Annotated in this window: 10 protein-coding genes; 6 read left to right on the top strand and 4 right to left on the bottom strand. The window is 71.5% G+C overall.

Annotated features, from left to right (window positions below; all coding sequences use genetic code 11):
* The 4 genes from ACWD10_RS26700 to ACWD10_RS26685 form a co-directional block, all read left to right on the top strand.
* A partial coding sequence (locus tag ACWD10_RS26700) for a hypothetical protein (protein ID WP_451095406.1) occupies window positions 1-362 on the top strand: 362 nt, incomplete at its 5' end.
* 114 nt (window positions 363-476) lie between these two features.
* Window positions 477-1,286: an ABC transporter ATP-binding protein gene (locus ACWD10_RS26695; RefSeq protein WP_451095273.1), complete on the top strand. Its 810-nt coding sequence runs from the start codon at window positions 477-479 to the stop codon at window positions 1,284-1,286.
* Window positions 1,273-2,865 carry an ABC transporter permease subunit gene (locus ACWD10_RS26690; RefSeq protein ID WP_451095271.1) on the top strand — a complete coding sequence of 531 codons (1,593 nt, stop codon included), beginning with the start codon at window positions 1,273-1,275 and terminating at the stop codon, window positions 2,863-2,865. Before ACWD10_RS26695 ends, ACWD10_RS26690 begins: the two co-directional genes overlap by 14 nt.
* 13 nt (window positions 2,866-2,878) lie before the next feature.
* The gene (locus ACWD10_RS26685) at window positions 2,879-3,670 is read left to right on the top strand and encodes a sirohydrochlorin chelatase (RefSeq protein ID WP_451095269.1); all 792 of its coding nucleotides are present in this window, start codon (window positions 2,879-2,881) and stop codon (window positions 3,668-3,670) included.
* A gap of 121 nt (window positions 3,671-3,791) precedes the next feature.
* Here ACWD10_RS26685 and ACWD10_RS26680 read toward each other — a convergent pair whose 3' ends face one another.
* On the bottom strand, window positions 3,792-5,723 hold the full coding sequence (locus ACWD10_RS26680; RefSeq protein ID WP_451095267.1) for a glycosyltransferase: 1,932 nt from the start codon (window positions 5,721-5,723) through the stop codon (window positions 3,792-3,794).
* A gap of 444 nt (window positions 5,724-6,167) precedes the next feature.
* Here ACWD10_RS26680 and ACWD10_RS26675 point away from each other — a divergent pair, with 444 nt between their 5' ends.
* On the top strand, window positions 6,168-7,049 hold the full coding sequence (locus ACWD10_RS26675) for an aldo/keto reductase (protein WP_451095265.1): 882 nt from the start codon (window positions 6,168-6,170) through the stop codon (window positions 7,047-7,049).
* Window positions 7,050-7,096: 47 nt separating this feature from the next.
* Entirely contained in the window at window positions 7,097-7,972 is an 876-nt protein-coding gene (locus ACWD10_RS26670; RefSeq protein WP_451095263.1) for a transglutaminase-like domain-containing protein, read from the top strand.
* On the opposite strand, the gene ACWD10_RS26665 is transcribed toward ACWD10_RS26670, so the two are convergent.
* The 3 genes from ACWD10_RS26665 to ACWD10_RS26655 form a co-directional block, all read right to left on the bottom strand.
* Complete coding sequence (locus ACWD10_RS26665) at window positions 7,950-8,276, bottom strand: nuclear transport factor 2 family protein (protein WP_451095398.1); 327 nt, start codon at window positions 8,274-8,276, stop codon at window positions 7,950-7,952. The two genes, ACWD10_RS26670 and ACWD10_RS26665, sit on opposite strands and share 23 nt — an antisense overlap.
* Window positions 8,277-8,319: 43 nt before the next feature.
* A complete protein-coding gene (locus ACWD10_RS26660) occupies window positions 8,320-8,865 on the bottom strand; it encodes a DUF1697 domain-containing protein (protein WP_451095261.1) in 546 nt (181 codons plus the stop codon).
* A gap of 313 nt (window positions 8,866-9,178) precedes the next feature.
* Window positions 9,179-10,387 (bottom strand): S8 family peptidase, encoded by a 1,209-nt coding sequence (locus tag ACWD10_RS26655; RefSeq protein WP_451095259.1) that lies wholly within the window; start codon window positions 10,385-10,387, stop codon window positions 9,179-9,181.
* Between the last annotated feature and the right edge of the window lie 162 nt (window positions 10,388-10,549).

Below are 10,549 nucleotides of genomic sequence, written 5' to 3'. Positions count from 1 at the left end.
CTGTCAAGAGCGTTATCGCCGTTGTTGTTGTGGTGGCCGTTGCGTCCAGCGTGTGGGCGACCGTTACGACCGGCGCGGCCTTCGGACGGGCGACCGTTACGGGCGCTGCGTCCGCCGTGCAGGAAGGGTCCGCCGTGCAGGAAGGCGTCACGGGCAGCGTGTCCACCGGGGCAGCCGGGCCCGCCCGGACCACGGGGGCCACCGAGACTCCCGGGACCGTCGGCCAGGCCGACCTGGTGGGCGGCGATGGCGCCGCCTCCCGTCCGACCAACGCCTTCGCGACCTTCGCGAAGGAGGGCGGCCGGGTGGGCAGCGGCAGCCGTGGCGCGGGCGCCGGAGGGGTCGCCCGATGCCGGGCCTGACCCGCCGCCCGCGGTCGCGCCGCACCTTGCCGCCGTACGACCGCCGCCGTCCCCACCCCGCCGACCAGCCGTAGCCCTCCGGGGCACAGCGGCCCGACGAGAGGACCGCCTCCCGTGACCGCCGAACTCACCGCCCCACCCCCGACCGCCAACTCCTCAGCGAGCACCCTCGACGCCGGCTACGCCGTGCGCCTCGACCGGGTGTCGAAGGCGTACGGCACGGGGAGCGCCCGGCAGCTGGTCCTCGACGACATCCGGCTCGATGTCGCACCCGGGGAATTCCTCTGCCTGCTCGGCGCCTCCGGCTGCGGCAAGTCCACGCTCCTCAACCTGGTCGCGGGCCTGGACGCGCCGTCGTCCGGGAACGTGCAAGTGCCCTTCGGGCGCCCCGCGTTGATGTTCCAGGACCACGCCCTGTTCCCCTGGCTGAGCGCCGGACGGAACATCGAACTGGCGCTGCGCCTCGCCGGCGTCGAGCGGTCCGCCCGGCGTGAACAGGCCCACGAACTGCTCCGCCTGGTCCGCCTCCCGGATGCCTACGGCAAGCGGGTGCACGAACTGTCCGGCGGCATGCGCCAGCGCGTCGCCCTGGCCCGGGCCCTCGCCCAGGGCAGCGAAGTCCTCCTGATGGACGAGCCGTTCGCCGCGCTCGACGCGATCACCCGGGACCTGCTGCACGACGAGCTGACCCGGGTCTGGACCGAGCGCAAGCTCACTATCCTCTTCGTCACCCACAACGTCCGCGAGGCCGTACGCCTCGGCAGCCGCGTGATCCTCCTCGGCTCACGCCCGGGCCGGATCGCCCGCGAGTGGGACGTCGACATTCCCTACCCCCGCCGGATCGAGGACGCCGACGTCACGTCCCAGGCGCGAGAGATCACCGGCCACCTGCACGAGGAGATCGTCCGCCATGCCCGCCACTGACGCCACGTCCCCCTCGGCGCCCGTGCGCACCAGGGAGGACCGCGACGCCGAGGAGCCCGCACTGGCGGCAGACGAGTCTGACGCGCAGCCAGCGGAGCCTGCCCTGGAGGCGGAGGGCTCCCCCGCGGACACGAGTGGGTCCTCCCTGGACACGGGTGGGTCCTCCCTGGACGCGGGTGGGTCCGTCCCGGACACGGATGGGTCCGCCCGTGAGGTGGAGGGATCCGCTTCCGCGGCGGAGAGGCCCGCGCCCGCGACAGAGAAGTCCGCTGTACAGGCGAGGGGGTCCGCGACGGAGAAGTCCGCCGTAGAGGCAAGGGGGTCCGGGCCAGAGGCAGTTGGGGCCGGTCGGGAGCCGGAGGGATCCGCGCCGGAGGCGGGGAGGCCTGCGCCGGAAGCGGAGAGGTCCGCACCGGATGCGGAGAGGCCCGCGCGGGAGGCAGATGAGCCCGCTCGGGCGTCCGAGCAGGCCGGTTCGGCCAAGTCGGCCGGTTCGGCCAGGTCGGCCGAGCGGGACGTCGAGCCGACCGGGGCGGACGAGCCCTCTGGGAACGGTGAGTCTCCGGACCAGAATCCCCACCAGGCGCAGCAGACCCAGGAGACTCAGCACACCCACCTGGCGCAGCAGACCCACCAGACTGAGCACACCCACGACGCCCATCAGGCCCAGCAGCCCGCGGGTGTGGGGGCCGTCCCGGTGGACGGGAGCGTGGGCGGCGGTGTCGCGGCGGATCCCGCCGACGAGGTGGCCTCCGGGCTCGACGCCCTGGAGGCGCCGACGCCGTCGACCGCCAAGACCGCCTACCGCCGTGTGCTCGCCAAGGCCGGCCCGCCGCTGATCGCCCTCGCCGCGGTCCTCTTTCTGTGGCAGCTCGCGTACGCCCTGAACTGGTCCGCGACGCTCCCCTCCCCCGCCTCGGTCGGGGACGAGCTCGCCACGGCCTGGTCCGACGGCACCCTGCTTCCCGCGCTCGCGCAGAGCCTGCTGCGCTGCCTCGTGGGCTTCGCCGCCTCCGCGGCCGTCGGCGTTCCCCTGGGCCTGCTTTTGACCCGGGTCGCTGCGCTGCGCACCGTACTCGGGCCGATCCTCTCCTCCCTTCAGTCGCTGCCCGCCGCCGCCCTGGTGCCCGTGGCCGTCATCGCCCTGGGCAACTCCGAGGGCGCGGTCTATGCCGTGGTGCTGCTCGGCGCGGTGCCGTCGATCGCCGTCGGCGTCGCCTCCGCGGTCGACCAGGTACCGCCGCTGCTCCTTCGGGCCGGCCGGTCCATGGGCGCCTCCGGGCTCCGCGGCGCGGCCCACGTCCTGGTACCGGCGGCGCTGCCTGGGTTCGTCGCCGCACTCCGGCAGGGCTGGACCTTCGGCTGGCGCGCCCTGATGACCGCCGAGCTGATCACCGCGACACCGCTGCCGGGCATCGGACGGATGCTCGACGCGGGCAAGCAGAGCGGGGAACTCAGCCTGGTCCTTGCCGCCGTTGTCCTGATCCTGGCCGTCGGGGTCCTCGTCGAGTCGGCCGTCTTCGCTCCCGTGGAACGCCGAGTGCTGCACGGCCGGGGCCTGGCCACGGCCCGGGTCTGAACGGTAGGTCGTCATGCGTGATCAATCCCTTCCTCTGGTGATCGGGCGCCGGGCGCCCGTGCTTCTCGTCGTGGCCCACGGCAGCCGCGACCCGCGGCACGCCGCGACCGTGCACGCCCTGGTGCGGCGCGTGCGTGCGCTGCGCCCCGGGCTGCGCGTGGAGACCGGCTTCCTCGACTTCAACACCCCCTCCGTGCCCCAGGTCCTCGAACGGCTCCACGCCGACGGCGCCCACGATGTGGTGGCGCTGCCGCTGCTACTGACCCGGGCCTTCCACGCCAAGGCCGATATCCCGGCCGTCCTGCACGAGGCGACCGCCCGGCTGCCCCGGCTGCGGATCCGCCAGGCCGGGGTGCTCGGCCCCGCCCCGCTGCTCCTCGATGCCTTGGAGCGGCGGTTGTACGAGGCCGGGCTCGCGCCCGGCGACAAGAACGCGACCGGGGTCGTCCTGGCCTCGGCGGGTTCCTCGGACCCGGAGGCGATCGCAGCGATCGCTGAAATCGCGCGGGAGTGGCGGCGCACCGGTTGGTGTGCCGTGCGGCCTGCGTTCGCCTCCGCATCTCTGCCCCGCACGGAGGACGCCGTGCGGGAACTGCGCGCCGAGGGCGTGCGCCGGGTGGCGGTGGCGCCGTACGTCATCGCCCCCGGCTTTCTCCCCGACCGGATCGCCCGGGGCGCCCGGGAGGGTGGCGCGGACGTCCTGGCCGATGTGCTCGGCCCCGCCCCGGAGTTGGCGCGGTTGCTCCTGCAGCGCTACGTGGAGGTGGCGGCGCGTCCGGCGGTGCGCGAGGCACTGATCGCCTGACGGCCCATCGCCGCGCTCCCGCCGCGGCCCATCGCCGCGTTCGGGGCCCGGCCCATCGCCGCGTTCTGGCCTCGGACCATCGCGGACGTTCCGGCCTCAGCCCCCGCTCGACCCCAGCTCGTCAGCGCACGGCGGTTATCGAGGGGCGGCCCTTCTCGTAGACGGTCAGTCCCTTGGTCAGCCGGAGCGGTACGAGGACGAGTTCGACGATCAGCGCCTTCCAGGCATAGACGAGGTTGACGACCTTCGTCGCGTACACGCAGGGCAGGTCGAGCAGCACGCGGGCCATCGACAGCTTGCGTCTGTGGGCGGCGTACAGCAGGACGGGCGCGGTGAGCAGGAGCTCGGCCGCCGTCCACCAGGCCAAGGTCTGGCCGATGGTCAGCTCACTCGTGGCCGCGGCGATGAACGGTATGGCCCACCAGAGCGGTGCCGTGACGATCTCGAACAGGGCGAGCAGAACCCAGAGGGCGAGTATCGGCTTCCTGACGCACAGGTTCGGCAGATGCAGGCGTACGTTCTGGCAGAAGCCGGCCATCCACCGCCACACCTGCTTGCGCAGATAGGTGAGCGTCTCCGGGTCCGCAGCCCGGGCGACGGCGTCGCCCACGTACACGGCCCGCTTGCCCAGGCTCTGTTGGGACCAGGTGTTCCCGGTCGGGATGACCGCCCCGTCGTTCTCCACGATCCACGTTCCGTGTGCGGTACGCGGGCACCACACCTTGCCTCTGTGGTGCCGCCGGACGACGCCTGTGCCGGGGTCGAGCGTCCGCCCCGCAGGGCTGACGCGGATGTCTGGCGTGCCTGGCGGGAGATGAGCGGCGCGGCCGGTCATGAGGGCGAGCATCTGGATCGCCTCGCGCACCGGGCCGCGGTGCTGGGGGCGCGGAGTACCGTCCGTCGGCACGATGGCGTCGAACATGGCCCGGGCGGCCTCTGCGGACAGCCGACCGACCACGGACGGCAGGTTCGCCTCGTCGCTCAGATAGCTCAGGGCCTCGTCCCGCTCCCGGCCTGAGCCGAACTCCGTATGCGCGCCGTCCGGCGGCGACGTACCCGGCGAAGCACCGGTTGACGTGCTGGGTGAGGCACTGGGTGCGGTGCCGGATGAAGTACCGCCCGTGGCGTCGTCCCGCCCGGCCGCCAAGCCCCGCCCGATGAGGGAGGCCAGGCGGGGAGACAGCTCGCCGTCCGCGCGGTACCGCCCCGTCAAGGGCAGCCGTTGACCGTCCCCGCCTCCCTCGCCGAGGCGTAGTTCGCGCGCCGTTCTCATGGTCCGCTCGCCGGTGGCGGTGAGTACGGGCCAGCGGTGGTTCGGCGTGCACTCGACCGACCAGCCGTCCTCACGCTCCAGGCGGTACAACTCGCCGTCGTAGTCGAAGACGCAGACCTCTTCGAGGGGCGCCCACACCAGCGTGCCCGCCTTGTGGTCGAGCGTCAGGACGTCCTCGCCCACGGTCAGCTCGTCGTAGTACTTGAAGCCGTCGCGCGTCAGGATGCGGTGGTCGAGCGGAACGCAGTAGTCCATGTCCTCCACGATGGTGCGCTCGGGAAAGCCGCCGAAGGCGACCAGATCCGCGCGCCGGAACACGGAGCAGCAGCCCGAGCACACCATGGGGCTGCCCGCGCGGTGCTGGATCGGGCGGTGCCAATGGAAGCCGAAGAGATACTCGATGGAGCGGCCGCGCTCCCAGACGGTGCGGGTGAAGCGGGTCTGGACGTTGCCCGCCGCCACAGCCACGTCAGGGTCGTCGAAGACGGCGGCGGTGCGCTCGATGTAGTCGGGCGCGAGGACGGTGTCGGCGTCGACGGCGAGCACCAACTCCGTTGCGCAGTAAGGCAGGGCGTAGTTCTGTGCCTTGGCCTTGCTCCCTTGGTTGTGCGGTGGTCTCAAGACAGTCGCGCCGTGGGCCTTCGCGACTTCTCCGCTGCGGTCGTCGGACGCGTCGTCGACAACGATGATCTCGGCGGGCGGCACCGTCTGCCGGGCCAGCGATTCGAGGGTGGCCGGCAGACCGGTCTCCTCGTTGTGCGCGGGCACGATGACGGTCACGCCGCGACTGTTACTGGTGTGACTCCCCATGGTGTGCTCCCCCTGCTCCCCCGTTGCTCCGGACCCGGGTCCGGACCGTGCTTCCCGCCCACGCGGTCAGACCGCAGAGGCCGACCAAGCCGTAGACGAGCGTGCTGATGCCGATGAACGGCAGGCTTCCGTGCATCTCCCCTCCCCCGTCGGGCAATTCGTCGTACGCGGCACGGCGCGGCGCGTTCTGCCGCTTGGCCCCGTCTCGCCGGGTGCCGGGCTGCGTTGCCGTGCGTCGATCACGCTAGACCGAATCGCCGAATCACATCCGGAGCGCGTAATTCCTGTGGATAACTCGCTCGGCAACGCCCGTGGGCCCACCCGGCGGCCCCCATCGGTCCGCGCGGACAGCCCGTACGGCAAACCGTCCGGCCCAGCCGCGCCCGCCCTCACGACCTGGGATAGCTTCCGCCCATGAACACCACGGACCGCAGCAACCACGGACGTCACCCGAGCACCCTGGCCATCGGCGGCGAGCTGCCCGTCCGCCGTCTGGGCTTCGGCACGGGCCAGTTGACCGGACGCGGCTGGTGGGGCCCGCGGGGCGACCCGGCCGAAGCGGTGGCCGTGCTGCGCCGGGCCGTGGAGCTCGGCGTCACGCTGGTCGACACCGCAGACAACTACGGGCCGAACATCGCGGAAGAACTCGTCGCCGAGGCACTGCACCCGTACCCCGCCGACGTCGTGATCGCCACCAAGGGCGGCGTGGTGCGCACCGGCCCGAATGTCTGGCACATCGAGGGGAGCCCGCGGCGGCTGCGGGAGATGTGCGACGCCAGCCTGCAGCGGCTCAAGGCCGACACCATCGACCTCTACCAGCTGCACCGGTTCGACCCCGAGGTCCCGATGGCCGACCAGCTGGGCACGCTCGCCGAGCTCAAGGCCCAGGGCAAGATCCGGCACATCGGGCTGACCACGATCACCCTGGAGCAGCTCGAGGCGGCCGTGCGGCTCGTTCCGATCGCCTCGGTGCAGAACCGCTACAACGTTCTGGACCGCGCTGACGAGGCCCTCCTCACGTACTGCGAACATCGCGGCATCGCCTTCCTCCCGTGGTTCCCGCTCGGTCATGGCTCGGTGACCGCCGACCCGGTGTGCACGGAGATCGCCCGCGCCCACGACGCGACGCCCGGACAGATCGCCCTGGCCTGGCTGCTGCAGCACTCGCCCGTGCTCTGCCCGAGCCCCGGCACGGGCAGGCTGGCCCACCTGGAGGAGAACGTGACCGCCGCCTCGATCCGGCTCACCGACGACGAGGTGGCCCGCCTGGACGCCCTGGCACCGCCACAGCCGTAGCACGCGCGCGTGGACCTTGCCCTTGGGGCAAGGTCCACGCTGGGGCCATGCCTCCACACACACCCGGCTCTCCGCTCCGGCAGAGCGCCTGCAGCAACCCGGGCACCGACCCCGAGATACTCCGGGAGCTGCGAGAGTTACCCCGGCGCCCAGCCGAACTCGCGGCCCTCACAAGGAACTTGATCGTCCACCGGAACGAGTACCACCGTGACGGCCGCACCCTGCCCGAGGATCGCCGCGAAGACCCCGAGACTCGCTACGTCGCCGACCTCCTCGCGCTCGTCCGGGCGCGCAACGACGCCCCTCTGGACACCCCGCGCCCGACGCGACACCGGTTCACCGGCACCTGCCGGGACTTCGCCCTTCTTTTGTGCTGCCTGTTGCGGCATACCGGGACGCACGCGCGCGTGCGCTGTGGTTTCGCCCGGTACTTCGTACCGGGCTTCCACGATGACCACTGGGTGACCGAGTACGAACACCCGGACCACGGCTGGGTACTCGCGGACGCCCAGGTGCTCACCGGCTACGACGTACCGTTCGACCCTCTCGACGTACCGCGGGAGCAATTTCTGACCGGCGGGGAGGCGTGGCGGGAGTGCCGCGCGGGTCGGGCCGATCCGGCGGACTTCGGGGTGAGTACCCTCCCGTCGGTCACCGGCCTCTGGTTCGTCCGCGGCAGCGTCCTGCGGGACCTCGCGGCGCTCAACGGCGTGGAGGTGCTGCCGTGGGACACCTGGGGTCTCGGGGCCGTTCCCGAGGCCGAGTTGACTCCGGACGACCTCGCCCTGCTCGACGCGGTCGCCGCCGACTCGCCGGACGAGCGGCGGCGGTTGTTCGCGGATCCGCGTCTACGGGTTCCGGGCGAGGTCCTGTCGCACACCGCGCGGGGTGTGTGCCGGGTCAGCCTGCCTGACCGTCATTGACCGGGGTCCCCTGGTGGAACCAGAGCAGCCAGCTCTGATTTGTGCGGCGCCACAGGGAACTCCGGTGGGTGGCCTGGCCGTTGTTCTTGGTGTCGAAGGTGAGATGGACCAGATCGTCCGCGAGCTGGACGCCGCGCATCCGGGAGGTGGTGATGGGCCGGTCCCCCGGTGCTGCCTGCTCGGTCAGCGCGGCGATGATCGCGGTGCGGTCCCAGCGCCGCCCGCTGGCGCCGATCTCGGTGAACTCCGGGTGCAGCAGCGCCCCGAGCAGTTCCGGCGAGTGGCGCACCTCGGTGGCGAGCAGCCGCAGTTCGCCCCCGATGGCGGCTTACACGGCCGATGAGCGCTCAGGCACGGGTCAGCTCCGCGAGCTTGGTGGCGGTGTTCCAGTTACGCGTGGTGGCGACGAGACCCTTGACCAGGCCGGGGCGGGCGAGGACCTCGGCGAGCCGGGAGCGGCCGAGCCCGTCCGGCGCGTAGAGATACAGCACCCGATCGCCGAGGGCGAAGTCCTCCGGGGCATACGCAGCCCGTTCGACGGAGTCGAACCGCTCCGGCCCCACGAGCTCCGAGTAGTAGGTGACGTGCAGTTGTTTCGGCTCCAGAGAGGAGGCGGGAAAAGGGCAGTCGTCGACGACGGCCTGGAGATACGCGCCGTTGCGCACCAGGCAGTCCACGGCGAAGCCGAAGCGGTCCTCGATGGCCTTGCCCAGCTCGGCGGCGAGCGCGTCCTCGTCGCCGGACCCGCTGGTGAAGACGGCGTTGCCGCTCTGGAGGTGGGTGCGTACGTCACCGTGGCCGAGGCCGGTGAGCAGCTCCCTGAGATCGGCCATCGGCACCTTGCGGTGTCCGCCGACATTGATGCCCCGCAGTAGGGCCGCATACCTCGTCATGGGCGACACCCTAGACAGCCGTGGCCGCGCACGAGCGCACTACGAGAGTGCGCGGCAGCACCGAGCGTCGGAGCAAGCAGCTCGGGACGTACGAGAGTGGCCGCGCAGGTCGCGTGGAACCGGGCGGAACAGAAGAAGCACGGCGGCGCGATGGGCACGCAGAAGGCGGCCGTCGTGCCCCGTGGGGGTTGGCACGACGGCCGCCGGTCCTTGATGGCCCGCGGACCCCGGATCGCGGGGGCCGCGGGCGCGCGCCGCAGGTGGTTCCCGGGGAGGCAGCTCCCCAGGGAACCCCGTTGACGGAAAGGGGTGGTTACTCGACGACCTTGAGCAGCTTGTTCGGCGTGCCCTCGCTCGGGTTGGTGATCTTGTCCGGGGTCGCACCGTCGGTCAGGCCCTTGGCGACCTGCTCGGGGGTGGCGTCCTTGTTGGCGCCCAGGTAGACGGCAGCGGCGCCCACGACGTGCGGGGTGGCCATCGACGTACCGGAGATGGTGTTGGTGGCCTCGTCGTCCGTGTTCCAGGTCGACGTGATGTCCGAGCCCGGGGCGTAGATGTCCACGATCTCGCCGAAGTTGGAGAAGTCGGACTGCTCGTCGGCGTCGGTGGAGGAGGCGACCGTGATGGCCTCCTTGACCCGGGCCGGGGAGCTCTGGCTCGCGTCGGAGGACTCGTTGCCGGCCGCGACACCGTAGGTGACACCCGCGGCGATGGACTTGCGGACCGCCTCGTCCAGGGCCTCGTCAGCGCCGCCGCCGAGGCTCATGTTGGCGACGGACGGACCCTCGGCGTTCTCGGTGACCCAGTCGATACCGGCGACGACCTGCTCGGTGGTGCCCGAGCCGTTGTCGTCGAGGACCCGGACGGCCACGATGTTCGCCTTCTTGGCGACACCGTGGGCGGCACCCGCGATGGTGCCGGCGACATGCGTCCCGTGCCCGTTGCCGTCATCCGCCGAGTCGTCGCCGTCGACCGCGTCGAAGCCGTGCTTGGCGCGGCCCTCGAAGTCCTTGTGGCTGATCCGGACACCAGTGTCGATGACGTACGCCGTCACGCCCTCACCGGCGGCGTCGGGGTACGTGTACTTCTTGTCGCCCTCGGTGTCTTCCTGGTCGATGCGGTCCAGGCCCCAGGACGGCGGGTTGTCCTGGGTGGCGTTGATGGAGAACTTCTTGTTCTGGACGACCTTGGAGACCGCCGGGTCGGCGGCCAGGCGCTTGGCCTCGGTCTCCGAGAGGCCGGAGGCGGAGAAGCCGTCGACGGCCGAGTAGTTGCGCTTCAGGGTGCCGCCGTACTCCTTGGCGAGGTCCTTCTTGGAGGAGGCGGCGCTCTTCGCGTCCTCGTCGAGCATCACGATGTAGCTGCCGTCGATCGCACCCTTGGCGTTGGTGCCGTAGACCTTGCCCTCGGCGGGGGCGGCGCCCGCGAACGGGCTGGCGAACACAGTCACGCCCACTGCGGTGGCAGCGGTGGCTATCGCCGCGGTGAGCTTGATGTTGCGGGCACGCTTGTGATTTGCCATGAAGAGGGATCTCCTCGTGGTATGTGGGGGTTTGTGGGGGGTACTCAGAAGCGTTGCTGTCTCTACCCCCGTAGACCCGGAAGATCTGCGGGGGTTGGGACGAAACCCTGTCGGATTGACGCGCGCAGATCAATACCTACATGCACCTGTGACTTGTTCAAC

The sequence above is a fragment of the Streptomyces sp. NPDC002851 genome (genome assembly GCF_053591935.1).
The sequence above is the reverse complement of the archived record's forward strand: the minus strand, read 5'-3'. Positions and strand labels throughout refer to the sequence as shown.

Coding starts and splice junctions, on each gene's coding strand:
- ACWD10_RS26655 (WP_451095259.1), bottom strand. CDS start 10,387: ATGGCAAATCACAAGCGTGCCCGCAACATCAAGCTCACCGCGGCGATA.
- ACWD10_RS26660 (WP_451095261.1), bottom strand. CDS start 8,865: ATGACGAGGTATGCGGCCCTACTGCGGGGCATCAATGTCGGCGGACAC.
- ACWD10_RS26670 (WP_451095263.1), top strand. CDS start 7,097: ATGCCTCCACACACACCCGGCTCTCCGCTCCGGCAGAGCGCCTGCAGC.
- ACWD10_RS26685 (WP_451095269.1), top strand. CDS start 2,879: ATGCGTGATCAATCCCTTCCTCTGGTGATCGGGCGCCGGGCGCCCGTG.
- ACWD10_RS26690 (WP_451095271.1), top strand. CDS start 1,273: ATGCCCGCCACTGACGCCACGTCCCCCTCGGCGCCCGTGCGCACCAGG.
- ACWD10_RS26675 (WP_451095265.1), top strand. CDS start 6,168: ATGAACACCACGGACCGCAGCAACCACGGACGTCACCCGAGCACCCTG.